Here is a 24,365-nt window from a genome sequence, read left to right as displayed (position 1 = left end):
CGATTCTTTATGACGCTTTTCTGGTGGCGGCGCGGCGGCGTGGGGCTCGGCCTGGTGTGGTTGGCCGCGTGCCAGCCGCAACCGACGGCCCAACATCCGGCCCTGGCCCGCGTGGTGCCCCGAGCGCAGGTGCTGGCCGACTTAACCTTGTTCCAGCGCGTCAAGGAAGCGGCCCACGCCGGCATTTACAAGTACCGCACCCGGGCCCAGATGGACAGCGCCTTTGCCGCCGCCCGCGCCCAGGCCACGGACAGCATGACCGTGACCGACGTGTACCGGCTGGTGGTGCGCGTCACGGATTTTGAAGGCAGCCTGCACAACGACACGTTCCTGCCCGCTGCCGTGCGCGCCGAAATGCGGGCCGCTCCCGCGTTTTTTCCTTATCCGGTGAAGCTCATCGCGGGCCAGCTGGTGCTGAACGCGGCGCGGGCCCCCGTGCCGCTGGGAGCCGCTATTGCCAGCATCAACGGCATTCCGGCCCGGCGGCTGGTGCGCGAGCTGGGCCGCTACTACACCACCGACGGGCTGAACACCACCGGCAAAACGGTGGGCCTGGCGGCCAATTTCCCCGAATACTACCGGCTGGAATACGGCCCGGCGGCCGCCTTCGCGGTGCGCTACACGTTGCCAACCGGCCCGGACACCCTGACGCGTACGCTGCCGGCCGTGCCGTACCGGGCCTACCAGCAGGCCTTCGACACCCGGCATTCCAAACCTTTCGACAACGCGTTTTTTGCCGGTGCCCCCCGGAAGTACACGTTCCGGCTGCTGCCCGGCCGGCCGGCGGCAGTGCTGACGGTCAACACGTTCGACATCGGCGAGGAGGGCACGGCGGGGCACAAGCGGTACGAAGCCTTCCTGGACTCGTGCTTCGGGCTGCTGCGCCGCTCGCCGGCCATCACCGACCTGCTGGTGGACGTGCGGGCCAACGGCGGGGGCGACGACAACAACGACATGCTCACCTTTTCTTACCTGGCCCCCGCGCCGTTCCGGGAAAACAAGGGCTCTACCGTCGGCTTCCGGCGGGTGCCGTACCGCCGGTACCTCAGCTTCGAAAAAGACACCGCCGAGCGCGCCGCGGCCGTGCGGGAAAAAGAGGACGAGCTGCGCACCGACTTCGCCGTGGGCCCCGACGGCCAGCCGCACCAAACCGCCCAGAGCAACCCGGTTTTTCAGCCGCGCGCGAACCGATTCCGGGGCCGTTTGTACCTGCTCATCAGCCCGCGCGTGGCCTCGGCCGGCTCCATGTTCGCGGCCATGGTGCGCGGCCGCACCGCCGCCGTGGTCATCGGCGAGGAAACAATGGGCGGCTACTACGGCCACACCGGCCACGGCGAGCTGGAATATACCCTGCCCAACACCGGCATCCGCACCAGCTTTTACTGGGTGGACTTGCAGCAGGACGTGCCGCGCCGCGCCCGCCAGCCGTTCGGGCGGGGCGTGCTGCCCGACTACCTGGTGGCACAGTCCCGCGCCGATTTCCTGGCCAACCGCGACCCGCAGCGGGCCTGCGCGCTGTGGCTGCTGGCGGCCAAGGCGGCCGGTGCCCGGTAACGTTTGCGCTACGCCCCGGCGCTTTCCACCCACACCGGCACCCCCGATAGCGCCGCGTTGCCGGTGAGGGCGTCGAGGCGTGTCTCGTCGGTGAGGTCGTTGAGGCTGGGCCCGGGGTGCCGGGCGGCCACGTCGAGGCGGGTGCCGGGGCGCTGGTGGTCGTAGCCGTGGGGCATACTGGCCACGCCGGGCATCATGTTCTCCGTCAGCTCCACGGGTAGCTCCACGGTGCCCACCCGGGAGCGCACGCGCACCAGCTGGCCTTCGGCGAGGTGGCGGGCGGCGGCATCGGCGGGGTGCAGGTGCAGGGTGCAGCGGTTGCGGCCCTTGACGAGGCGCGGCGCGTTGTGCATCCACGAGTTGTTGCTGCGCAGCTCGCGGCGGCCCACCAGCAGCAGCTGGCCGGCGGCGAGGGCGGGTGGCGCGGCCAGGGCCCCCCGGGCCCGGCCGAGGTCGGCCAGGAAGAGGGGCGGGGCCAGGTCGATGCGCTGGCCGGCGGTGCGCAGCGCCTGCGGCAGCCGCGGTTGCAGGGGCCCCAGGTCCACGCCGTGGGGCGCGGCGCGCAGGGCGTCCAGCGAAAGGCCCTGCTGGCCGTAGGCCCCGTAGCGCAGGCCCAGGTCGATTTTGGCTTCGGGGTTTTCGGGCACGGGGGCCGCGGCCGGGCCGGCGGGGGCGTCGGGGCCCAGGCGCTGGCGCAGGCCCTCGAATATCTCCCAGTCGTAGCGCGCCCCGTCGCCCTTGGCAAAGAGCGGCTCCGAGTAGCGGGCCGTGTTGCGGATGGCCAGGGCGTGGAACGCCACGTCGTAGTGGGCCGTTTCGAGGCCCGTGGCGGGCGGCAGGATGTAGTGGGCGTGGCGGGTGGTTTCGTTGAGGTAGATGTCGACGCTCACCATGAACTCCAGGCCGGCCAGGGCCGCGTCGAGCTGGCGGCCGTTGGGCGTGCTCAGCACGGGGTTGCCGCAGCTCGTCACCAGGGCCCGCAGCTGGCCGGGGCCCGGCGTGAGCATCTCCTCGGCCAGGCAGGCCACCGGCAGCTCGCCCATGAACTCGGCCGCGCCGCGCACCCGGCTCCGAAACCGGTCGTGGCGGTCGTAGGCCTGGGGCTTGCCCAGCACGTCGAGGGCCGGGGTGGCGAACATGGCCCCGCCCGGCGCGTCGAGGCGGCCGGTGAGGATGTTGAGCACGCTCACCAGCCACAGGCACAGGCCCCCGAACTCCTGCACCGACACGCCCACCCGGCCGTAGCACACGCCCCGCTCGGCCGCGGCCAGCTCGCGCGCCAGCTGCCGAATTGTGGCCGCCTCCAGCCCGGTGGTGGCCGCCACGCGCTCCGGCGTGAACCCGGCCACGGCGGCCGCCAGGGCCCCCAGGCCGTCGGTGAAATCGGCGAGGCGGCCCAGGTGCACCAAGTCGTCGGCGAACAGCACCTGCGCCATCGCCAGCAGCAAAAACACGTCGGTGCCGGGCCGGATAAAGTGGTGGGCGTCGGCGCGGGCGGCGGTTTCGGTGCGGCGCGGGTCCACGACCACCACCTTGCCGCCGCGCGCCTGGATGGCCCGGAGGCGGGTGGCCACGTCGGGGGCCGTCATCAGGCTGCCGTTGGACACCAGCGGGTTGCCGCCCAGGATCAGCCAGTGGTCGGTGCGGTCGAGGTCGGGCACGGGCAGCAGCAGCGGGTGGCCGAAGAGCTGCCAGGCCGCGAAGTGGTGCGGCAGCTGGTCGACCGACGAAGCCGAAAACAAGCTGCGCGAGCCCAGGGCCCGCAAAAAGCCCGGGGCCGCCAGCTGGGTGCCCGAGTTGTGCACGCTCGGGTTGCCCGCGTACCAGGCCGTGGCGTGGGGCCCGTGTTGGGCGCGCACGGCGCGCAAGCGGGCGGCCACCTCGTCGAGGGCCTGCTCCCAGCCGATTTCCGCCCAGCCGGCGGCGGTGCGCTTCAGGGGCCGGCGTAGGCGGTTGGGGTCCTCGTAAATATCTTGCAGCCCAACGGCTTTTGGGCAGATGTGGCCCCGGCTGAACGGGTCCTGGCGGTCGCCGGCAATGCTGAGCACGCGCCCGTGCTGGTGCTTGATTTCGAGGCCGCAAATGGCCTCGCACAGGTTGCAGGCGCGGTAGTGGGTCTGAACGTCCATGCTGGGGCAAGCGGGTAGGAATGGGGCCGAAAAGGTAAGGCTTTTTGGTGCGGCACGGGGGAATTAGCCCGGTTTCACCAACCAGAACCGCGAGGCCCAGCAACATAATATTTTGTCAGTGCCACTAAGTAAAAAGAGCCTATTTCGCGCTGACACGGCTCCCTGGCTGGGGCCCCGGCCGGGCCCGGTGGCGGCGAAACCCCCTGGGTCCCATAAATTGCCGCCTCATTCAGCCCCAATCTCTCCCCATGCCAACCCTAACTACCGAGCGCCTGCGCGCCGGCGTGCTGCACGGCGACGAAGTGCAACAGCTGTTCCAACGCGCCAAGGCCGAGGGCTACGCCCTGCCCGCCGTGAACGTGACCGGCACCGACACCGTGAACGGCGTGCTCGAAGCAGCCCGCGACCTGAACTCGCCCGTCATGATTCAGTTCTCGAACGGCGGGGCCCAGTTCTTCGCTGGCAAAGCGGTGCCCAACGACAAGCAGCAGGCCAGCATTGCCGGCGGCATTTCGGGGGCCCAGCACGTGCACGCCATGGCCGCACTCTACGACGTGCCGGTGGTGCTGCACACCGACCACGCCGCCAAGAAACTATTGCCCTGGATCGATGGCCTGCTCGACGCCGGCGAGAAGCATTTCGCGCAGTACGGCCAGCCGCTGTACAGCTCGCACATGCTCGACTTGTCGGAAGAGCCCATTGAGGAGAACATTGAGATTTGCGCCAAGTACCTGGCGCGCATGGCCAAAATGGGCATGACGCTGGAAATTGAGCTGGGCGTGACCGGCGGCGAGGAAGACGGCGTGGACAACTCCGACGTCGATTCGAGTAAGCTCTACACCCAGCCTTCGGAGGTGGCCTACGCCTACGAGGAGCTGAGCAAAATCAGCCCGCGCTTCACCATTGCGGCGGCGTTTGGCAACGTGCACGGCGTGTACAAGCCCGGCAACGTGAAGCTGGAGCCCAAAATCCTGCACAACTCGCAGGAGTTCCTGCGCGAGAAGCACGGCATTGAGGCGGCGCTGCCTATTGATTTCGTGTTCCACGGCGGTTCGGGCTCGAGCCAGGCGGAAATCCGCGAGGCCATCAGCTACGGGGCCATCAAGATGAACATCGACACCGACTTGCAGTGGGCGCTGTGGGAAGGCATCCGCAACTACTACGTGAAAAACGAGGCCTATTTGCAAGGCCAGATGGGCAACCCCGGCGGGCCCGACGCGCCCAACAAGAAGTACTACGACCCCCGCGTGTGGCTGCGCGAAGGCGAGAAAACCTTCGTCACGCGCCTCAAGCAGGCCTTTGAAGATTTGAACGCCGTGAACCGCCGCGGCTAATCGCTGATTTTCGCTGATTAACCGTGATTTCGCTGATTTTTTAGGTTAGCAGGTTGCGGCAGCGAAGCCGGGCTAAAAGAACGTCATGCTGAGCTTGCCGAAGCATCTCTCCCGCTTACTAATTCTTTTGTTTAGTAAGCGGGAGAGATGCTTCGGCAAGCTCAGCATGACGTTCTTTTAATATAGTGATTAGGGAAAAGCTAATTTATTAACCAGCACGTATGCGCAAAATCTTTATTCTCCTGCTGGCCCTGGGGCCCTTCGCCCACGCCCGCGCCCAGGCCTTCACGCCGGCCGAAGTGGCCCGCTGGCAGCAGCAGGCCCGGCGGGTAGCCGTGACGCGCGACACCTGGGGCGTGCCCCACATCAATGGCAAAACCGACGCCGACGCGGTGTTTGGGGTGCTCTACACGCAGTGCGAAGATGATTTTGCGCGGGTGGAGGACAACTACCTCACCGCCCTGGGCCGCCGGGCCGAGGTGGACGGCGAGGCGTCGCTCTACGAGGACCTGCGGGCCCGGCTGTTCATGGACAGCACGCGGGCCCTGGCCGTGTACGGCCGCAGCCCGGCGTGGATGAAGAGCCTGCTGAACGCCTTCGCCGCCGGTACCAACTACTACCTGGCCACCCACCCGGCCGTGCACCCGCGCCGCATCCGCCGTTTCCAGCCCTGGATGCCGCTGCTCTTCAGCGAGGGCAGCATCGGGGGCAACGTGAGCGTGGTGCCGGCCGACCGCATAAAGGCGTTTTACGGGCAGCAGAAGCCGACTTCCTGGCAGCGGCCCCCGGCCGCCGCCGACGGGTTCGACGGCAGCTCGGTGGGCTCGAACGGGTTTGCCATCGCGCCGGCCCGCAGCGCCTCGGGCCACGCCCTGCTGCTGATTAACCCGCATACCTCGTTCTACTTCCGCTCGGAAGTGCAGATGACCAGCGCCGCCGGCCTCAACGCCTACGGGGCCGTGACGTGGGGGCAGTTCTTCATCTACCAGGGCTTCAACGTCAAGTGCGGCTGGATGCACACCTCCAGCCAGGCCGATTCGATGGACGAGTACCTGGAAACGGTGACGGAAAAGGACGGCAAATACTATTATCAGTACGACGGCAAAACGCTGCCCGTGCGCACCGGCTCGGTCGTGCTGGCTTATTTGAAAGACGGGCAGCTGCTGCGCCGCAAGTTCACGACCTACTACACACCCCACGGCCCCGTGGTGGGCCAGCAGGGTACCAAGTGGGTGACGGTGAAGATGATGGACGCCCCGCTGGCGGCCCTGGAGCAGTCGTACCTGCGCACCAAGGCCACCGGCTACGCCAGCTTCAAGGAAGTGATGCGGCTGAACGGCAACGCTTCGAACAACACGGTGTTTGCCGATGCGCAGGGCACCATTGCCTACTGGCACGGCAACTTCATGCCCCGCCGCCCCGCCGGCCCCGACTGGAGCCAGCCCGTGGACGGCAGCACCCGGGCCACCGAGTGGCAGGGCCTGCACCCGGTGGAAGACCTCGTGCAGGTGCGCAACCCCGCCAGCGGCTTCATTCAGAACTGCAACTCGACGCCCTTCACCGTATCGGGCCCCGGCAGCAGCCCCGACCAGGCCAAGTACCCCGCTTACATGGCCCCCGACGCCGAAAACTACCGCGGCGTAAACGCCGTGCGGGTGCTGAGCCGGCGCAAGTCCTTCACGCTCGACACGCTCATCGCCGCGGCCGACGACCCGCACCTGGCCGGCTTCGAGCAGCTGCTGCCCGCCGCCCTGCGCGACTGCCAGCTGCTGGTGGACGCGGCCAGCGACACGCCGCTGCCCGCCGACGTGGCCGCCGCCCTGCCCGTGCTCCGCGCCTGGAACCTGAACTACAGCGCCACCTCGGTGGCCCAAACGGTGGCCATCTACTGGGCCGAGCGGATGCAGCGGCTGGCCCGCCCCCGCGTGCCGGCCGGCCAAACGCTGGATTACATCGCCTTCACCCGGTTCGTCGTCGACCACGTCACGCCCGAGGAAAAAGTAGCGGCCCTGGGCGAAACCCTGGCCGGGCTCACCCGCGACTTCGGCCGCTGGGACGTGGCCTGGGGCGAGGTGAACCGCTACCAGCGCCTGACCGGCAAAATCGACGAAACCTACGACGACGCGCAGCCCAGCCTGCCGGTGGCCTTCACCTCGTCGGCCTGGGGCTCGCTGGCGGCGTTTGGGGCCCGGCCGGCTCCAAATACCAAAAAGCGCTACGGCTACGTGGGCAACAGCTTCGTGGCGGTGGTCGAGTTCGGGCCCCGGGTGGTGGCCCGCTCGGTCGTCACCGGCGGCCAGGACAGCTGCCCCGACGCTCCCCACTTCACCGACCAGGCCCCCCTCTACACCCAAGGCAAGTTCAAGGACGTGTGGTTTTACCCGGAGGACGTGGCCCAGCACGTGGCGCGGCAGTATCACCCCGGCGAGTAGCGCGCTGCGGCTTCCCAGCTGGCCCGGGCTGCCGGCTTTTTCGCCGGCTGCCCGGTAATCGCCAGGGCCCCCAGGGCCCCCAAATGATTCAACGATTAGCGGGCAGCCGGCGAAAAAGCCGGCAGCCCGCCCCGCCTAATTCCACCACGCGCTTGTGCAATCCTAACCTTGCTCCCATGAAGCTCTCGAAGCTGCTGTGCTACTGTCTGCTGGCCGTGCTGCCCCAGGCGGCCCGCGCCCAGGCCCCCGCGCCGCCCGTGCCCGCCGCCACGCTGCTGCGGCCCGCCGCCGTGTTCGATGGGCAGGACCTGCACCCGGGCTGGGCCGTGCTGGTGGAGAACGGCAAAATCACGGCCGCCGGGCCCGCCGCGCAGCTCGCCGCGCCCGCCGGCGCACGCACCCTGGAGCTGCCCGGCCTCACGCTGCTGCCCGGCCTCATCGAGGGGCACTCGCACCTGCTGCTGCATCCCTACAACGAAACCCCTTGGGACGACCAGGTGCTGAAGGAGCCCCTGGCCCTGCGCGTGGCCCGCGCTACCGTGGCCGCCCAGCGCACGCTGCTGGCCGGCTTCACCACCGCCCGCGACCTGGGCACGGAGGGCGCGGGCTACGCCGACGTGGGCCTCAAGCAGGCCATTGACGAGGGCATCGTGCCCGGGCCGCGGCTGCTGGTGGCCACCCGGGCCCTGGTGGCCACCGGCAGCTACGGCCCCCGCCTGGCCGCCGTGGACGACCTGCCCCAGGGGGCCCAGGAGGCCGACGGCGTGGACGGCATCATCCGGGCGGTGCGCGAGCAGATTGGCCACGGGGCCGACGTGGTGAAGGTGTACGCCGACTACCGCTGGGGCCCCGGCGGCACCGCCGCGCCCACGTTTTCGCAGGAAGAATTGACGCTGATTGTGCAAACCGCCCGCTCCACGGGCCGGGGCGTGGTGGCCCACGCCAGCACCGCCGAGGGCATGCGCCGCGCCGTGCTGGCCGGCGTCGAAACCATCGAGCACGGCGACGGCGGCACGCCCGAGGTGTTCCGCCTGATGAAGCAGCGCGGCGTGGCCCTGTGCCCCACCGTGGCCGCCACCGACGCCATTTCGCGCTACCGCGGCTGGAACAAAGCGCAGGGCCCCGTGCCCGAGCGGGTGCTGGCCAAGCACCGCGCCGTGCAGGCGGCCGTGCAAGCCGGCGTCACGCTGGTGATGGGCGGCGACGTGGGCGTGTTCCCGCACGGCGACAACGCCCTGGAGCTGGAGCTGCTGGTGCAGGACTACGGCCTGGCCCCGCTGCAAGTGCTGCGGGCCGCCACCGCCGGCAACGCCCGGGTGTTCCACCTCGCCGACCGCGGCCGCGTGGCCCCTGGCCTGCTCGCCGACCTCGTGGCCGTGGCCGGCGACCCCACCCAGCACGTGGAGGCCCTACGCCAAGTGCGGCTGGTGATGAAAGGCGGCGTGCTCTACCGGCTGCCGTAGGGGCGGGCCCGCCACCCGCCGCCGAAGGGTTGCCACCGGCTCTGCTGCCGGCGGCCCGCCGGTATTACCAAATGATTAAGATAGATTTTTGACAGAATTGCACGGCACTTTTGCGTTTGCAAACGCAGGCGCGGCGGCCCTGCTGGCCTGCTACTCCTTCACCTTTTCCGTTTTCCTATGAACCGTTTGCTGCTGCCCCTGCTGCTGGGGGCCTCCTGCGTGGCCCAGGCCCAAATGGCCCAGGCCCAAACCGCCGCCAAGGCCACCCCCGCGCCCGACTACCGCGTGGCCACCACCTGGGCGGTGGGCGGCGAAGGCGGCTGGGACTACATCTACGTGGACCACGCCGGCGGGCGCGTGTTCGCCTCGCACGGCGCGCAGGTGGACGTGCTCGACCTGAAGGACGGGCACAAGGTGGGCACCATCCCCAACACCCAGGGCGTGCACGGCATCGCCGTGGCCCCGGCCCACGGCTTCATCACCTGCGGCCGCACCAACTCGGTGCTGGTGTTCGACCCCAAAACCCTGGCCGTGACGGGCTCCGTGCCCACCGGGGCCAAGCCCGACGCGGTGCTCTACGACGCCTTCTCCAACCGCGTGTTTGCCTTCAACAACGACGGCACCACGGCCACCGTGCTCGACGCGGGCACCGGCGCCGCGGCCGGCACCGCCGAGCTGGGCGGGGCCCCCGAAGCGGCTGTGAGCGACGGCAAGGGCACCATCTTCGTCAACCTCGAAGACAAGAACGAAATCGTGGCCTTCGACGCCAAAACCCTGAAGGAGAAGCACCGCTGGCCCCTGGTCACCGGCGAAGGCCCCACCGGCCTGGCCATCGACCGGGCGCACCGCCGCTTGTTCAGCGCGTGCCACAACGAAAAAATGGTGGTGCTCGACGCCGACAACGGCCAGGTGGTGGCCACGCTGCCCATCGGCAGCGGCGTCGACGGCGCGGTGTTCGACGACGGCCGGCAGGTGGCCGTCAGCTCCAACGGCAGCGGCACGATTACGGTGGTGAAGGAAGACAGCCCCACCAGCTTCCGCGTGGCCCAGACGCTGGCCACCGCCCGCGGGGCCCGCACCAGCGCCCTCGACGAAGCCACCCACCGCATCTACCTGCCCACGGCCGACTACGGCCCCGCCCCGGCCCCCACGGCCGCGGAGCCCCGCCCCCGGCAGAGCATCTTGCCCAACTCGTTTCGGGTGGTAGTAGTGGAGTAAACGGCCTGCTTGAAATAGCGAAACGCCCCGCTCCGGCAGTACCGGAACGGGGCGTTTTAGTTGAATTCAGAGCGGTTTTTGGCGGCACTCCGGCCCCTGTTCCTACCTCGGCGGCGCGGCGGTTTCGGCGGCAGCGGGCTGCTCCCGCTGCGCTTCGGCCCGCGGCTGAGGCACCTCGCCCTCACCGGCGGGCCAGCCTTCGCGCTGGCTTTTGCGGTTGCCGTCGGTGGCCTCGGTCTGGTCGTGATACAGGATTTGCTGGGTGGGAAACGGCAGGTCGATGCCGTGGGCGGTGAGCGTGTTTTTGATGGCCTCCAGCACCCGGTCCTGGGCAGCCATTACGTCGGCGCGGCGCGGCGGGTTTATCCACCAGCGGGCGCGGACGTTGACGCTGCTGCCGGCCAAGTCCACCACCAGGGCTTCGGGCGCGGGGTCGGTCAGCACGCCGTCCACCCCGCGCATGGCCTCGATGATGAGCTGGCGGGCCTTGCCGATGTCGTCGCCGTAGCCGATGCCGACGTCGTATTGCAGGCGGCGCATGTCGTAGGCCGTGTTCACCGTCACGGCGTTGATGAACAGTTCGGCGTTGGGGATGACCACCCGCCGGCCGTCGTAGGTTTTGATGGTCGTGGCCCGCGTCTGAATCGTTTCGACGGTGCCCTCAAAGTCCTTGTAGGCAATCTGGTCGTTGATTTTGAAGGGTTCGGTGAGCAGCAGCAGCACCCCGGCCAGGAAGTTCTGAAAGATGTCCTTGAAGGCAAAGCCGATGGCCACGCCGCCCACGCCCAGGGCGCTGAGCAGGCTGGCGGGCGTGAAGCCGGGCACGATGATGGTGACCGTAATTAGCACGCCCAGGATCAGCGCCGCCACGTAAGAGAGCCGGCTCAGCAGCAGCTTCAGGCTCACGCTCTGCTCCCGGTTTTCCAGCAGCCGCTCCACCAGCGACTGCACGCCCCGGGCCACGAAAATGAACACGACGAACACCACCAGGCCGAACAGCAGGTTGGGCAGCAGGGCCATAAAATCGCGGCCCATCTGGTTGATTTTCTGCCAGGCAATTGAGAAATCCATGCGGTCGGGAAATGAGGTTCGGAGGTAGGGGAGCGGCCGGAATCAACGCCAGCTTGCTTGCCCGGACCAGGTAACAAGCAATGGGTTGAAAAACAGCCCGTTTTAAGCGGAATGGCTGCCCCCCGAGCCTTTTAGCCGATACGTGGCCAAAAGGTTCTACTTTTCTTGCTGATTGCAGCGAAGCTTCTTCGCCGGTCCGGCCGGTCCGGATTGGCCAGCCGTACCCCGCGCTCGTCCCGGCGGCCGCTTTCGCGCCCGCTGCTTCTCTGCGTTGTGCATGCGAAAACGCTTTACCCTCGGGCCGTTGGCCCTGGGCATGCCCGCCGCGGCCCAATCTCCCTGCTCCGCGTCCCCGCCCGCCAACAGCATTCGCTACCGGGCCCCTCGCCTGCGGGCGGCCCCAACGCCAACGAAGCGCTTCGCTACAAGAACATAGTAGATCGAAGGTGCTAATCTACTGGTTATTAGCACACTCATTAATAGCTCGGCCCGCCACCGGCGTGGCTACCACGACTGGAACGGGGAAGCTAATTTTCGCTACGCCGGCTAGCACACGCAGGGCGAAGGTGAAGGCTACCGCAAGCAACGACCGCCTTCACCCGGTACCACTTGCGGCTGCGACCGTGGGGCCTGTTCCTGCGCTCGGCACGACGGCTTTTTAGTTTTGGCTGGGGTGAGGCCCAGGGCCGCGCCACGTTCGGGCAAAAACCGGCGCGGCGCCGGCAGCTACTGCGTTTTCGCCTGGGTTTTTACGCCCTTCAAGTTTTGTTTGGCCCCGTCGAGCTGCTGCTTTAGCGCGTCGAGCTTCTTCTTCTCGACGTCGGCCTGGTCTTGCTGGTTGTCTACGGCTTTCTCCCGGTTTTTCACCACTTTTTTCTGGTCGTCGAATGCCTTTTTCTGCGCATCGACCTGCTGCTGGAGGTCAACCACTTTTTGGGCTTGGGCGGCCACGGCGGGGTTACTGGATGTCAGGTCGTCGCCGGCAGAATGGCCCAGCGAGCAGCCGCTCAGCGCCAGTCCAACAACGGTAAAACGGGCAAGGGAAGGGAAAGTGTTCATGGCGGAAGGCGTGAATTAAAAAATTAATACTGAATTAAGCACAACAAGCTCAACGGGAAATACAACTTACAGTTGCTAAAAACTACTAATCTTAAACCGGTAGCGGGGGCCACGCCTCACCGTTTTGCTGGGCGGGCCGCCGGGGCATCGGACGTGACGAGCAACTGCACGGGCTGCCGGCCACCGGCCCGCACGCGCAGCCAGGCGGCCAGGCGCTGCTGCTCGGCGGCGGGCAGGGCCTGGCGCACGCGCAAGGCCACCACCACCGCGGTATCGGCGCGTAGTGAGTCGGCGGCGGGCTGCACCAGGCGGCTTAGGCCGAGCTGGCGCACGGCGGGGTGCTCGGCCCGCACCTCGCGCAGCAGCGCGGCGGCCGGGGGCAGGCCCGGTGCGGCAATGCTGTCGGCGTGGGCCACCCGCTGCTGGAGCTCCACCAGGCGGCCCTCGTAGCTCACCAGCGTTTGCTGCTGGCGGCTGCGCACGTCGGCGAGCACGCTGGCGCGCAGGGCCCGGGCGTCGGCCGAGTCCACGCGGGCCAAGCCCTGGCGCACGGTGAGCAGGGCCCCGGCCAGGCGGTATTTCGGCAGCTTGGCGCGGGCGGCCCGCAGCTGGGCCGGGGCGAGGCGCTGGCCGGCCAGCAGCACGTTGAGGGTGCGCGGCCCGGCCGCGAGGCGGCTGGTGACGACGTAAGTACCGGGCAGGTTCAGCTGCTCGTCCACGAAGCGCTGGGCGTTGTGGGTAAAGGCATCGTTGCGCACGATGCCGGTGGCCAGGTACACGCTCGGCGCGGCCGTGATAAAGGCCAGCGTCCAGACGATGGTTTTGACGCGCCGGGCGCGCTGCGACGATTCGAAATCGTGGTGCGGCAGGGGCAGAACTTGAATTACCAAGAACGTGGAAACGCTGATGAACACGCAGTTAATCGAAAATAAATACAGCGCCCCGCCAAAATAGGCCCAGTGCGCGGTGGCCAGCCCGTAGCCGGCCGTGCACAGCGGCGGCATGAGGGCCGTGGCAATGGCCACGCCGGGAATGACGTTGCCGTGCTCGCGGCGGGTGAGGCCCACGGCCCCGGCCGCCCCGCCGAAGAGGGCAATGAGCACGTCCCAGGTCGTGGGCTGGGTACGGGCCAGCAGCTCGGAGCCCGCATCGGTCAGGGGCGTGAGGCGGAAATAAATCGCCGACACGGCCAGGCTAATCACGGTGGCGGTGAGCAGGCTTTTGGCCCCGCGCCGGATGAGGCCCAGCTCCATCGTGGCCGCTCCGTAGCCGATGCCCACGATGGGCCCCATGAGCGGCGAGATGAGCATGGCCCCGATGATGACGGCCGTGGAGTTCACGTTCAGCCCCACCGAAGCCACCAGGATGGCAAAAATCAAGACCCACAAGTTGGTGCCCTGAAAAGGAATGCCGGCCTCGACGTCGGCCCGGATTTCGGCCGGGTCGGCCATGTCGTCGGTAAGCAGGAAGCGGGTACGCAGGAAGCGCCAGAAAGTGGCCAGCATAGGGTAATGGATAGTACGGACTTAGGTAGCCGCCGGCTCGGCCCGCAGCCACTCGGCGGCGGGCCGCGTCTCCTCAAAAAAAGCCGTGGCAACGGCCCGCCGCAGCTGCTCGGCCACGGCGGGCGTGTGCAGGCGGTGCGCGGGCGCCAAAGCGGGCACCGCGGCGTAGTGCCCCAGGTGGGTGTCTTCGATGACGGCCGGCCGCCAGGTAGCGAGCAGCCAGTCGCGGTCAACGGCTGCCGGCGCAGCGGGCACGGCGCGGTGGCCGGCCAGGATGCCACGCCGCGGGTAGCGGCGCAGCAGGTTGTGCGCGTGGACGTAGAGCGCCCGAAACTCCGGCCCGGTCATGGGTTCCCCCGACCAGCGCAGGCGCAGGTAGCCGTCGTCGGGCACGTAATCGACCGAACCAACGGCGTTGGAGAAATAACGGTGGGCGGGGCGCATGGGAAGCAATCGGGGAAGCAACGCGGGGCAATTTGCCCGGTCAAACGGGTAGGCGAGTGGCCCGCCCGGCAGTTGCTTCAACGTAAGCCCCTGAATAACGGCCGAAAACAGCGCCACGGCAAACGCCATCGGTACGAAAACCTTGGGGGGCAGGCTGGGGGGCAGGCCCAGCCAAGGCCAACGAAATGCCCCGCGCAACATTCGGGTTGTCAAAAAAATCAAGGGACGCAAGCGCTGGTGCGGCCTGCCGCTGCCCTGGCCGCGGGCCCGTTGCGCTGCCAGCAACAGGCCCCACAATGGGCCCGCGGCCGGGAGGCAGCATCCGGGAGCGGGCCGGGCAGGGCCGCGACGGGCCCTTTCTAAGGCAATACTTCGTTCTTTTGCGGCCCGTCGGCCCGCGCAGACGGGAGCTGAACCGCCCGGTCCCGCATGCCATGAAGCACCTCTTTTTGCTGGCCCTTGGCCTGTGGCCCGCCCTCGCCGGGTGGGCCCAAACGACCACCGCCCCGCGGCCGGCGGTGTACAACGTGCGGGCGTTCGGGGCCCGGGGCGACGGCAAAGCCCTGGACAGCCCCGCCATCAACCGGGCCATTGCGGCGGCGGCCCGGGCCGGCGGGGGCACGTTGCAGCTGCCGGCCGGTACCTACCTGTGCGGCAGCATCCGCCTGCAAAGCAATATTCAGCTTGATGTTGGGGCCGGGGCTACTATTCTGGGGGCCCCTCAGGCGCTGCACGCTTACGACCCGGCCGAGGCGTTTGCGGGCACGGCCTACCAGGACGGCGGCCACACGTACTTCCACAACAGCCTGCTTTGGGGCGAAAACCTTGTTAACGTGTCCATCACCGGGCGGGGCCGCATCGACGGCGGGGGCCTCACCATGCTTGATAAAGAGCACCTGGGCAACCCCACCGGCGGCTCCATTGGCCTGGGCGACAAGGCCCTGGCCCTGAAGCGGTGCCGCAACGTGCTGATTCGGGACGTGACCATGACCCGCGGCGGCCACTTCGCCGTGCTGCTCACCGGCTGCGACCTGGTGACGCTCGACAACCTCACCATCGACACCAACCGCGACGGCATCGACCTGGATTGCTGCACGAACACGATGGTGAGCAACTGCCGCGTGAACTCGCCCCACGACGACGCCATCTGCCCGAAAAGCTCCTACGCCCTGGGCCGGCCCCAGCTCACCGAAAACCTGCTGATTACCAACTGCGCCGTGTCGGGCTTCGAGGAAGGCACGCTGCTCGACGGCCGCCGCATCCCGGCGAAAGTGGGCTGGTCGAGCGGCCGCATCAAGTTCGGCACCGAGTCGAACGGCGGCTTCCGCAACTGCGTGGTGAGCAACTGCACCTTCGACAGCTGCAACGGCCTGGCCCTGGAGGAAGTGGACGGCGGCACGCTGGAAAACATCAGCGTCTCGAACCTGACCATGCGCAACGTGTCGCACTACCCGATTTACATTGCCCTGGGCAGCCGCAACCGGGGCCCGGCCGGCACCCCCACGGGCGCGGTGCGCAACGTGTCCATCGCCAATGTGGTGGCCACCATGCGCGACTCGCTCAGCGGCATCCAGCTCACGGGCGTGCCGGGCCACCCGCTGGAGGGCATCCGGCTGGCCAATATCCGCGTGGTGTACACCGGCGGGGGCGCGGCGGCGCAGGCCCAGCGGCCGTTTCCGGAGCTGGCCTCCCTCGAAACGCAGTACCCCGAGCCGCACCTGCTGGGCCCCACCCCGGCCTACGGCCTCTACGCCCGCCACGTGCGCGACCTGGAGCTGCTCAACATCGCCTTCGAGCTGCGGCGGCCCGACGGCCGCCCGTCCATCGTGGCCGAGGATGTGGACGAGCTGGACATCGACCATTTCCGCGCGCCCGCCGCCACGGGCCCTGAGGCCGCCCGGCTGGCCGGCGTCAAAACGCTGCGGGTGCAGAACGCCCCGGGGCTGGTGGCGGGGGCGAAGTGAGTTGTTTGTTGTCGCCGGAACCTCACCCCCGGCCCCTCTCCAAAAGAGAGGGGTGCGTTCAACGATTTGATAACGTCAGGTACTGGCACCCCTCTCCGCAGGAGAGGGGCCGGGGGTGAGGTTCCGGCGACAACGACCATTCAAGGCCCTGCCCCATGCCACCAGCGTCAGCCGGCGGCCACGGCCCGCTCGTGCCGGCGCTGGAGGCGGGCCGCCAGGGGCCCGATGGTGAGGCCCTGCCCCAGGATGGAGCACACCACCACCACGTAGGTGATGCCCAGCAGCAGCTCGCGCGGCATGGAGGGCGGCAGGCTCAGGGCCAGGGCCACCGAGATGCCCCCGCGCAGCCCGCCCCAGGTGAGCACGGCCAGGTTGAAGTCGGTGAACTCGCGGCGCGTGCGCAGAAAGCTGAGCGGGATGCTCACCGACACGAGCCGGGCCAGCAGCACCAGCGCCACCGTGGCCAGCCCCGCCGCGATGTATATCCCCTTGATGTTGAGCACCAGCATTTCCAGGCCCATCAGGGCGAAGAGCAGCGCGTTGAGCACCCCGTCAATCAGCTCCCAGAACTTGTCCACGTAGTCCTCGCTCGTGTCCGACATGGAACGCCGGCTCTGCTGGCCCCCGGCCACGAGGCCGGCCACCACCATCGCCAGGGGCCCGGAGGTGTCGAGCGCCGCCGCCAGGGCCGAGCCGCCCATCACCAGGGCCAGCGTGAGCAGCACCTCCACCACGTAGTTGTCCACGCCGCGCAGCAGCAGGTACACGGCGTAGCCCAGCCCGGCCCCCAGCGCCAGGCCGCCCACGCCCTCTTGCAGCAGCAGGCCCAGCACCCGGCCGGGGCCCACGGTTTCGGCCCCGCCGGGCACGGCCACGGCCAGCACCGTGGCGAACACCACCACGCCCACCCCGTCGTTGAAGAGGGACTCGCCCACGATGTTGGTTTCCAGGGCCCGGGGCAGATCCACTTTGGTGAGGATGCCCAGCACGGCCACGGGGTCGGTGGGCGAGATGAGGCCGCCGAACAGCAGGCAGTAGATGAAATCGAGCGGCAGCCCGAACAGCGGCAGCACCAGGTACAGGCCGCAGGCCACCATCACGGTCGAGATGAGCGTGCCCACCGTGGCCAGCAGCAGCACCGGCACCCGTTGCAGGCTCAGGCTGCGGGTATCGAGCTGCATGGCCCCGGCGAAGAGCAAAAAGCTGAGCATGTACTGCATCAGCACGGTGTGGAAATCGAGGGCCCGCACCACCTCCACCACCCGCAGCACCGCCGGCACCCCCAGCCGCCCCAGCCCCACCAGCACCAGCGACGAGAGCAGCGTGAGCGCCATGAGCCCGATGGTGGCCGGCAGGCGCAGATACCGGTGGTTGATATAGGCAAACAAGGCCACCACCACCACCACCAGCGAAAACTGAGAATATAATTCCATGTCTTTTCTTTAGCTGTTAGCTTTTAGCTGTTGGCTGTTAGCTTTTTTGGGTAAATGACAGCAATATGTGGCGGAGCCTGTACGCCCAAGCTGTGCCTGGCCTCGTGTAAGCTGCCCCGCGGGCCCTGGGGCAAAACCAAGCACAGCTTGGTGATACAGGCTCCGCCAGCGAACCTTAAAAAAGCTAACGGCTAATAGCTAATAGCTAATAGCTCGTTATCTAACCCACCGGCAGCGTGAAGCAGAACTCGCTGCCCGCGCCCGGGGCGCTTTCCACCCACAGCCGGCCGCCCTGGGTGGTCACGAATTCGCGGGCGATGCTCAGGCCCAGGCCCGCCCCGCCGGCGTGGCCCGCGTCGGGCAGCTGGGCGAAGCGTTGGAAGATGCGCTCGTGGTACTCGGGGGCGATGCCGCGGCCCCGGTCGCGCACGGACAGCCGCACGAAGTCGCCGTCGCGCACGGCCCGCACCACGATGGTTTCGCCCGGCGGCGAGTAGCGAATGGCGTTGGCCAGCAGGTTCACGAGCACCCAGGTGGTTTTTTCCACGTCGGCCCGCACCGGGGGCAGGTCGGCGGGCAGGTCGGCCCGCACGGTCAGGCCGTGCTGGTCGAGCTGGGCCTGCACGGTGGCCGTGGCGAAGCCCACCACGGCCGGCACCGGCGTGGACTGTGCCTCGAACTGCACCCCGGTCCCGGCGTTGAGGCGGGCCACGTCGGTCAGCTCGTCGGCCAGGCGCAGCAGGCGCTGGGTGTGGTGGGCGATGCCGTCGGCCACGCGCTGGCGCTCGGGGGCGGCCACCTCGTCGGGGCGCAGGGCCAGCAGGCGGGCGTTGATGTCGGCCAGGGGCGTTTTCAGCTCGTGGGCCACCGTGAGCAGGAAGTTCGACTTCTCCTGGTCCAGCTTCTGGAAGTCCGACACGTTGCGCAGGGTCAGGATTTGGCCCACGGATTCCGTCTGCTTGGTGGTTTCGTTAAATGCCTCCAGCTCCTGCACGGCCAGGCGGTAAAAAGTATCCTCGCCATTGCGGGGGATGGTGAGCACCGGGCCCCCGGAGCGGGCCTCATTTGCGTCGGCGCGGGCCCCATCGAGCGGGGCCAGCATGGCCTGGAACAGGGGGCTTTCGACGGCCACCTCGGCGGCGGAGTGGTCGAGCAAGGCCTCGGCGGGCAGGCCCAGCAGGTCGCAGGCCACGGGGTTGGCCAGGATGATGCGGCGCTGGCCGTCGAGCAGCACCAGGCCTTCGTCGAGGCCGTTGACGATGCTGTGGGCCCGGTTGCGCTCGGCGCGGAAGTCGGCCGTGGTGGCGTTGCGGTAGTCGTTGAGCTGCACCAGCATGCGGTTGAAGGCCCGGCCCACGCGCCCGAACTCGTCGTCGTTCTCAATGAAAATGGGGGCGCTGTAGTTCTCGTCGGTGGCGTGGGCCAGGCCCTGCATGAGCCGGTGCAGCGGCCCCACGGCCGACTCGGGCACGCTGAGCACGAACATGAGGGCGACGAGGGCCGCGAGGACCGTGAAGGCCAGCAGGTAGCGCCGGGCCTGCAGGGCGGTTCGGCTGGCCCGCACGTTTTTAGCGGTCAGGGCCGCCGTGTTCAGGCGAATCATGCGGTGGGTCTGGGCCCGCAGCTGGCCGAACGGGGGCGGGCCCTGCTGGCGGCCAAAAGCGGCACTGGCGGCCGTGAGGCTGTCCACCAGCTGCTGCTCGCCGGGCTCCGACACGTTGCGGGCCTCCTGGGCCAGGGCCCGCCGGAAGTGGGCGAGGCCGGCCGCGTCGGCGGGTTGGGTTTCCAGCCGGTCGAGGGCTTGCAGCATCTGCTGGCCCAGCTCCACGGAGTAGAAATTGGCCGTTAGCGCGTCGCGGGAGCTGGTTTCCAGCCGTTGCAGCGAGTAGTAGGCGTAGGCCCCCATGCCCAGCAGCAGCAGCAGCAGGGCCAGGAAGCCGGCAGTAATCTTGGTTTTAAGGTTCATCGGTAATAGTGGCCGGGCCCGGGCCCGTGCGCCCGCTTCCGCGCCAAGCCGGGCCGTAGCCGCCGGCTTGTACGTTAATTGTTGACGGGTAGCTGCCCGGCCCGGGCCGCTGGGGACCGGGCCAAAATTAGCTACCCATCTCACATTTCGGCCCCAAAGCCGCTGTATTATTGCACTGTAAGATGCGCAGCCCGTCCCCATGAAAGCTAAATACTCCCTCGTTTTATTTGCGCTCGGCCTGGGTTTCGACTTCGTGGGGGCCCTATTCAAAGTGATGCACTGGGCCGGGGCCGACTTGCTGTTAGTAGCCGGGCTGACGTTTAAAATCGTCGGGGGACTGCTCTTCCTCTACAAGCTGCTGCGCCACCCCCGGGTTCGGGAGTTTCTAAACAGCTAGCCCGGTCGCTACCGTCGGCTGCTTCCCCCCGCCATACGCCAACCTCAGCAGGCTGGGCAGCACCACCAGCAGCAGGGGCAGGGCCAGCAATAGGCCCCCGATGACGGCGATGGCCAGCGGCTGGTGCAGCTGGGCCCCGGCCCCGATGCCCAGCGCCAGCGGCAGCAGCGCCGCGATGGCCGAGAGGGCCGTCATCAGCTTGGGACGCAGGCGGGCGGCGATGGCGTAGCCGATGGCCGCCTCCACGGGCTGGCCCTCGGCGAGAATCTCGAAAAACTGCTGGAAGGTGAAAATGGCGTTTTCGCCGATGATGCCCACCACCATGATGAGGCCGGTGTAGGAGCCCACGTTCAGCGGCGTATGGGTCAGAAACAGGGCCAGGCTGCCTCCGGCGGGCCCCAGGATGGCCACCAGCAGTATCAGCCCGGCGGCTTTCAGGTCCCGGAACAGGAACAGGCCCACCGCGAACACCAGCAGGCAGGCCGTGCCCAGAATCGTGAGCAGCTCCTGAAACGACTGCTGCTGCTCGGCGTAGGAACCGCCGTACTGGATGAAGTAGCCGGGCGGCAGGGGCACGCTTTTTTCCAGCTTTTGGCGGATTTCGCGCATGGCCCCGCCCAGGTCGCGGCCGTCGAGGCGGGCCGTGACGGCGGTCATGGCTTGCAGGTTTTCGCGCTCCAGCTCGGCGTCGCCGGCCGTCACGCCCACCGTGGCCAGCTCGTCGAGGCGGCGGCGCTGGCCGTTGGGCAGGAAAATGGGCTCGGTGCGCATCTGGGCCAGGGTGGCCCGGGCGGCGTTGGGGTAGCGCAGCCGGATGTTGAGCAGCTGCTCGCCCTCCAGCACGCTGCCGGCCGTGGTGCCGGCCAGCTGGGTTTGCAGCTGGGTCTGGAAGTCGGTGGCGGTGAGGCCGAACTGGGCCAGGCGGCGCGGGTCGGGGCGCACGTCCACGGCGGGCCCCATGCGCACGATGCCGTCGAACACGTCGGCCGTGCCGGCCACTTTCCGCACCTCGTCGGCCACCCGGCCCGCCAGGGCGTAGCGCTTGGGCGCGTCGGGCCCAAATACTTTGATTTCAATGGGCTGCACGGTGCTCATCAAGTCGCCCAGCATGTCGCCAATCACCTGGCCGAAGTCGATGGTGAGGGCCGGCTGGGTGGCTTCGATGCGCTGGCGCAGGTCGGCAATGACTTCCTCGGTGCTGCGCTGGCGGCTGGTTTTGAGGCGGATGAGGTAGTCGCCGCGGTTGGGCTCGGTGATGAAAAAGCCCATTTGGGTGCCGGTGCGGCGCGAGTAGCTGGCCACCTCGGGCACCTTCACGATGAGCTTTTCGGCCTGGCGCAGCATCCGGTCGGTTTCCTCGATGCTGGTGCCGGGCGGCGAGTTGTAGTCGAGCACGATGGCCCCCTCGTCCATGTCGGGCAAAAAGCCGGTGGCCAGGCGCGGGATGATTAAAACCATGCTGCCGATGAGAACCACGATGCCGATGATGGAATAGGCCGGGTGCCGGATGACGGAGCGCACCCAGGGGATTTCGTGGTGGTGGGTTTTTGAGCTGCTAGCTGTTAGCTGCTGGCTGTTAGCTTTGTTCTTATTGGCGCTGTCGGCTTCATCTGGCGATGAGCTAACAGCTAACAGCTTGGAGCTAGCAGCTTTCCCAGACAGCAGCAAATAAATCACCGGCAGGCCCAGCCAGGCCACGAAAAACGAGCACAGCAGCGCCACCACCATTGTGGTGGCCAGCACCTTGAAGTAGGCCCCGGCCACGCCGCCGAGCAGCGCGAAAGGCAGAAATATCACAATCGTGCTCAGCGACGAGCCCACCAGCGCGGGCAGCAGGTGGCCCACCGAGCGGCGCACCACCTCGCCGGGGGCGGCCCCGGGGTGGTCCTCGCCCACGCGGTGCAGCTGCTCCACCATCACCACGGCGTCGTCAATCATCAGCCCGATGGCGGCGGCAATGGCCCCCAGCGTCATGATGTTGAACGAGTAGCCGAGCCCGAAGTAAAGCACCGCCACGGTGAGGGCCAGCGCCACCGGAATGGCCCCCAAAATGGTGAGCGTGGCCCGCACCGAGCGCAGAAACAGGGCTGTGACCACCAGCGCCAGCGCCAGGCCAATCCAGAGCGCGTCCTGCACCGACTTCACGACTTCGGCCACGAAATCGGCCTGGTCGTAGTAGGGGGCCATTTTCACGCCGCGGGGCAGGCCCGCTTGCAGGGCGGCCACCTTGGCCCGCACGCCGTCCGACACCAGCACCACGTTGGCGTCGGGCTGGCGCAGGATGGACACCAGCACCGCGTCGCTGCCGTTGGCGTTGATGCGGATGTACTCCTGCTGCTCGCCCAGGCCCACGGTGGCCACGTCGGCGAGGCGCACGATGCGGTGGCCGTCGTTGCGCAGCACGATGTTTTCGAGGTCTTCTTTTTGCAGGATGGTGGCGTCCGTCACCGTCAGGTAGAGGCGGCGGTAATCGGAGAGGTAGCCGTTGCTCTGCACGAAGTTGGTGGCCGTGAGGGCCTTCGTGATGTCGTCGGGCCCCAGGCCGAGGGCGGCCATCTGGTCGGGCAGCAGCTGCACCTGGTACTCTTTGGTGCGCCCGCCCTGGATTTGCACCGACGACACGCCGTCGACCTGCGACAAAAACGGCTTAATGGTGTACAGGGCCAGCTTGCGCAGCTCCAGGGCCGAGCGCCCCGGGGCCTCCAGCGTGTAGCCCATCACCGGCAGGATGGCCGGGTTCATGCGCTCAACGGAAATCTGCACGGTGGGCGGCAGGTCGGCCCGAATCTGGTTCAGGCGCGACTCAATCAGGGTTTGGCTGGTGGCCACGTTGGCGCTCCAGTCCAGGAAGGCCGAGATTTCGCAGCTGCCGCGGCTGGTGGTGCTGCGCAGCAGCTTCAGGCCCGGCACCCGCTTGATGGCGTCCTCCATGGGCTTGGTCACGGTCACCATCATGCGGTCCACGGGCTCCAGGCCGTTTTCGGCAATCACCTTCACTTTCGGAAACGTGACCTCCGGGAACAAGGCCACGTTGATGCGCCGGTAGGCCACCGTGCCCAGGGCCAGGGCCAGCACCAGCAGCACCGCAATGGGCGCTTTGTAGGCTTGGAAAGGGGAAGTCATGTTTTTAGCTGTTGGCTATTAGCTGTTGGCGGTTAGCTTTCGATTAACGGCTGTTTTTTTAAGCTGAGGCGGTTACAGGGAATAAATCACAACTGAAAAGGCTAACAGCTTATTTACTGATGTTACGCACTCAATTGGCGAAGTTGCAGATACATGGCTTTGAGGCCGACGGTGTAGAGTTGGGCCTTGAGGCGAAAATGCCCGATGCCGCACTTGAGTTTGAGCACTTCGAGCTTGGTGTAGGCCAGCACGGCGGCCAGGAAGTGGGTGGTTTGCGTGGCCAGGGTTTTGGTGGGTGCTTTTCCCATGGAAGCATTCTGTTTGAGCGACTTATGGTATTCTTCCACTTTCCACCGTCTTTGGTAAATCGTGGTCAGGCGGGCCTGGTCCAGGTCGGTGTCACTGCTGACCAGATACAGGATGCCCTGGCTACCGTCTTGGTTTGTAAAGACTTGTCTGGTGACGAGCACGGCCTCTTGGACCGCCCGCAAAAAGACGCGCAGGGGCTGCGTATCCGGAAAGACCAGCGTCTGCACGGCCTGAAATTGGCCCTGGGCCCGTGCCGCTTCGCTCAGGGCCACGGTGCGGCTGCTTTCCAGGGCAAAAATAAAGTGGTGGCCCAGGGCCCGCACCAGGGTCATGTTCTCGGCCGAGGCGTACCAGCTGTCGGCCAGCAGGTAGCGGTAGGCTACCTGCTGCTGGGCCACGCGCAGCATTTGTTGCACGTATTCGTTCTTGGTGAAGGGACTTTGATAGCTGGTTTTCTGCGTTTTGGGGTGAAAGACCGACACGGTTTTGCGCACCAGCTCGACGGCGATGGGCAGGGCCAGGTCCCCGGCCTGGTAGAGCAGGGTGACGAAGTTGAGGCCCTTGACGTAGCGCTGCTGGCTGTGGTCCCAGTGGGTGCAAATCAGTTCGTTGGCATCCGTATGCGCCTTTTCCAGCACCGAATCGTCTACGATGAGGACGGCAAAATCCTCGGCGGGCCGACGGGCTTCGGCCTGGCGAATCAGCGCTTTGGCCTGCCGCCATACCTCGGCCGCGCCCAGCGGGGTGCTGCTCAACCAGCGCGTGATATGGTCATGGCTCAGCGACCCCTCCAGCAGCCGCGACAAGCCCGTGGCCGTCGTCGGACCCGTCGAACTCAGCAAATAATCCGTGTACAAGTCCAGCGTGCAACTAGGAAGTGTTAACAGTAGGAGTTATGTTTGAGCATGGACTATTTACTGACGGACGCGCAGTGGGCGCGGATTGCGCCGCTGTTGCCGGGCCG

Annotated in this window: 16 protein-coding genes; 7 read left to right on the top strand and 9 right to left on the bottom strand. The window is 67.4% G+C overall.

All coding sequences use genetic code 11. The features are described from left to right. Nucleotides 1-9: 9 nt before the first annotated feature. Nucleotides 10-1,554, top strand: a complete 1,545-nt coding sequence (locus HNP98_RS20335) for a S41 family peptidase (RefSeq protein ID WP_173812022.1) — start codon at nt 10-12, stop codon at nt 1,552-1,554. Nucleotides 1,555-1,562: 8 nt separating this feature from the next. On the opposite strand, the gene HNP98_RS20330 is transcribed toward HNP98_RS20335, so the two are convergent. Beyond that, nucleotides 1,563-3,683 carry a molybdopterin oxidoreductase family protein gene (locus tag HNP98_RS20330; RefSeq protein ID WP_173812021.1) on the bottom strand — a complete coding sequence of 707 codons (2,121 nt, stop codon included), beginning with the start codon at nt 3,681-3,683 and terminating at the stop codon, nt 1,563-1,565. Between the two features lie 248 nt (nt 3,684-3,931). Here HNP98_RS20330 and fbaA point away from each other — a divergent pair, with 248 nt between their 5' ends. The 4 genes from fbaA (at nt 3,932) to HNP98_RS20310 (ending at nt 10,130) form a co-directional block, all read left to right on the top strand. Then, nucleotides 3,932-5,017, top strand: coding sequence for a class II fructose-bisphosphate aldolase (fbaA, locus tag HNP98_RS20325; RefSeq protein WP_173812020.1), 1,086 nt, complete (start codon nt 3,932-3,934; stop codon nt 5,015-5,017). 221 nt (nt 5,018-5,238) lie between these two features. After that, complete coding sequence (locus tag HNP98_RS20320; protein WP_173812019.1) at nt 5,239-7,449, top strand: penicillin acylase family protein; 2,211 nt, start codon at nt 5,239-5,241, stop codon at nt 7,447-7,449. A gap of 176 nt (nt 7,450-7,625) precedes the next feature. Continuing rightward, nucleotides 7,626-8,912: a metal-dependent hydrolase family protein gene (locus tag HNP98_RS20315; protein ID WP_173812018.1), complete on the top strand. Its 1,287-nt coding sequence runs from the start codon at nt 7,626-7,628 to the stop codon at nt 8,910-8,912. Nucleotides 8,913-9,089: 177 nt separating this feature from the next. Then, the gene (locus HNP98_RS20310) at nt 9,090-10,130 is read left to right on the top strand and encodes a YncE family protein (protein ID WP_173812017.1); all 1,041 of its coding nucleotides are present in this window, start codon (nt 9,090-9,092) and stop codon (nt 10,128-10,130) included. A gap of 102 nt (nt 10,131-10,232) precedes the next feature. Here the strand turns inward: HNP98_RS20310 and HNP98_RS20305 are convergent, their stop codons facing one another. The 4 genes from HNP98_RS20305 to HNP98_RS20290 form a co-directional block, all read right to left on the bottom strand. Further along, nucleotides 10,233-11,201, bottom strand: a complete 969-nt coding sequence (locus tag HNP98_RS20305; protein WP_173812016.1) for a mechanosensitive ion channel family protein — start codon at nt 11,199-11,201, stop codon at nt 10,233-10,235. Nucleotides 11,202-11,927: 726 nt separating this feature from the next. Beyond that, nucleotides 11,928-12,260: a hypothetical protein gene (locus HNP98_RS20300; RefSeq protein ID WP_173812015.1), complete on the bottom strand. Its 333-nt coding sequence runs from the start codon at nt 12,258-12,260 to the stop codon at nt 11,928-11,930. Between the two features lie 116 nt (nt 12,261-12,376). Beyond that, nucleotides 12,377-13,765, bottom strand: a complete 1,389-nt coding sequence (locus tag HNP98_RS20295; protein ID WP_217425855.1) for a DUF389 domain-containing protein — start codon at nt 13,763-13,765, stop codon at nt 12,377-12,379. A 21-nt stretch (nt 13,766-13,786) separates the two neighbouring features. Then, nucleotides 13,787-14,209 carry a hypothetical protein gene (locus HNP98_RS20290; protein WP_173812014.1) on the bottom strand — a complete coding sequence of 141 codons (423 nt, stop codon included), beginning with the start codon at nt 14,207-14,209 and terminating at the stop codon, nt 13,787-13,789. Nucleotides 14,210-14,643: 434 nt separating this feature from the next. On the opposite strand from HNP98_RS20290, the gene HNP98_RS21635 reads away from it, so the two are divergent. Then, a complete protein-coding gene (locus HNP98_RS21635; RefSeq protein WP_217425854.1) occupies nt 14,644-16,173 on the top strand; it encodes a rhamnogalacturonidase in 1,530 nt (509 codons plus the stop codon). 167 nt (nt 16,174-16,340) lie between these two features. On the opposite strand, the gene HNP98_RS20280 is transcribed toward HNP98_RS21635, so the two are convergent. Together HNP98_RS20280 and HNP98_RS20275 are read right to left on the bottom strand one after the other, a co-directional pair. Next, the gene (locus HNP98_RS20280; RefSeq protein WP_173812013.1) at nt 16,341-17,606 is read right to left on the bottom strand and encodes a cation:proton antiporter; all 1,266 of its coding nucleotides are present in this window, start codon (nt 17,604-17,606) and stop codon (nt 16,341-16,343) included. 220 nt (nt 17,607-17,826) lie between these two features. After that, the gene (locus tag HNP98_RS20275) at nt 17,827-19,572 is read right to left on the bottom strand and encodes a sensor histidine kinase (RefSeq protein WP_173812012.1); all 1,746 of its coding nucleotides are present in this window, start codon (nt 19,570-19,572) and stop codon (nt 17,827-17,829) included. 199 nt (nt 19,573-19,771) lie between these two features. Between HNP98_RS20275 and HNP98_RS20270 the strand changes: the two genes are divergently transcribed. Further along, nucleotides 19,772-19,969, top strand: a complete 198-nt coding sequence (locus HNP98_RS20270; protein WP_173812011.1) for a GldL-related protein — start codon at nt 19,772-19,774, stop codon at nt 19,967-19,969. Here the strand turns inward: HNP98_RS20270 and HNP98_RS20265 are convergent. Both HNP98_RS20265 and HNP98_RS20260 read right to left on the bottom strand, forming a co-directional pair. Next, nucleotides 19,958-23,092 (bottom strand): efflux RND transporter permease subunit, encoded by a 3,135-nt coding sequence (locus HNP98_RS20265; protein WP_173812010.1) that lies wholly within the window; start codon nt 23,090-23,092, stop codon nt 19,958-19,960. The two genes, HNP98_RS20270 and HNP98_RS20265, sit on opposite strands and share 12 nt — an antisense overlap. Before the next feature lie 122 nt (nt 23,093-23,214). Then, nucleotides 23,215-24,288, bottom strand: a complete 1,074-nt coding sequence (locus tag HNP98_RS20260) for an IS701 family transposase (RefSeq protein ID WP_449552298.1) — start codon at nt 24,286-24,288, stop codon at nt 23,215-23,217. Nucleotides 24,289-24,365: the final 77 nt, after the last annotated feature.

Origin of the sequence: Hymenobacter caeli (genome assembly GCF_013294115.1) — a bacterium.
Lineage (GTDB): Bacteria > Bacteroidota > Bacteroidia > Cytophagales > Hymenobacteraceae > Hymenobacter > Hymenobacter caeli.
This window is presented reverse-complemented; position numbering and strand designations above follow the sequence as displayed.

What these genes read in the sequence shown, in the direction of transcription:
- HNP98_RS20280 (WP_173812013.1), bottom strand. Translation starts at nt 17,606, where the DNA reads ATGGAATTATATTCTCAGTTTTCGCTGGTGGTGGTGGTGGTGGCCTTG.
- HNP98_RS20310 (WP_173812017.1), top strand. Translation starts at nt 9,090, where the DNA reads ATGAACCGTTTGCTGCTGCCCCTGCTGCTGGGGGCCTCCTGCGTGGCC.
- HNP98_RS20315 (WP_173812018.1), top strand. Translation starts at nt 7,626, where the DNA reads ATGAAGCTCTCGAAGCTGCTGTGCTACTGTCTGCTGGCCGTGCTGCCC.
- HNP98_RS20320 (WP_173812019.1), top strand. Translation starts at nt 5,239, where the DNA reads ATGCGCAAAATCTTTATTCTCCTGCTGGCCCTGGGGCCCTTCGCCCAC.
- HNP98_RS20270 (WP_173812011.1), top strand. Translation starts at nt 19,772, where the DNA reads ATGAAAGCTAAATACTCCCTCGTTTTATTTGCGCTCGGCCTGGGTTTC.
- fbaA (WP_173812020.1), top strand. Translation starts at nt 3,932, where the DNA reads ATGCCAACCCTAACTACCGAGCGCCTGCGCGCCGGCGTGCTGCACGGC.
- HNP98_RS20295 (WP_217425855.1), bottom strand. Translation starts at nt 13,765, where the DNA reads ATGCTGGCCACTTTCTGGCGCTTCCTGCGTACCCGCTTCCTGCTTACC.
- HNP98_RS20275 (WP_173812012.1), bottom strand. Translation starts at nt 19,572, where the DNA reads ATGAACCTTAAAACCAAGATTACTGCCGGCTTCCTGGCCCTGCTGCTG.
- HNP98_RS20305 (WP_173812016.1), bottom strand. Translation starts at nt 11,201, where the DNA reads ATGGATTTCTCAATTGCCTGGCAGAAAATCAACCAGATGGGCCGCGAT.
- HNP98_RS20330 (WP_173812021.1), bottom strand. Translation starts at nt 3,683, where the DNA reads ATGGACGTTCAGACCCACTACCGCGCCTGCAACCTGTGCGAGGCCATT.
- HNP98_RS21635 (WP_217425854.1), top strand. Translation starts at nt 14,644, where the DNA reads ATGAAGCACCTCTTTTTGCTGGCCCTTGGCCTGTGGCCCGCCCTCGCC.
- HNP98_RS20335 (WP_173812022.1), top strand. Translation starts at nt 10, where the DNA reads ATGACGCTTTTCTGGTGGCGGCGCGGCGGCGTGGGGCTCGGCCTGGTG.
- HNP98_RS20265 (WP_173812010.1), bottom strand. Translation starts at nt 23,092, where the DNA reads ATGACTTCCCCTTTCCAAGCCTACAAAGCGCCCATTGCGGTGCTGCTG.
- HNP98_RS20290 (WP_173812014.1), bottom strand. Translation starts at nt 14,209, where the DNA reads ATGCGCCCCGCCCACCGTTATTTCTCCAACGCCGTTGGTTCGGTCGAT.
- HNP98_RS20300 (WP_173812015.1), bottom strand. Translation starts at nt 12,260, where the DNA reads ATGAACACTTTCCCTTCCCTTGCCCGTTTTACCGTTGTTGGACTGGCG.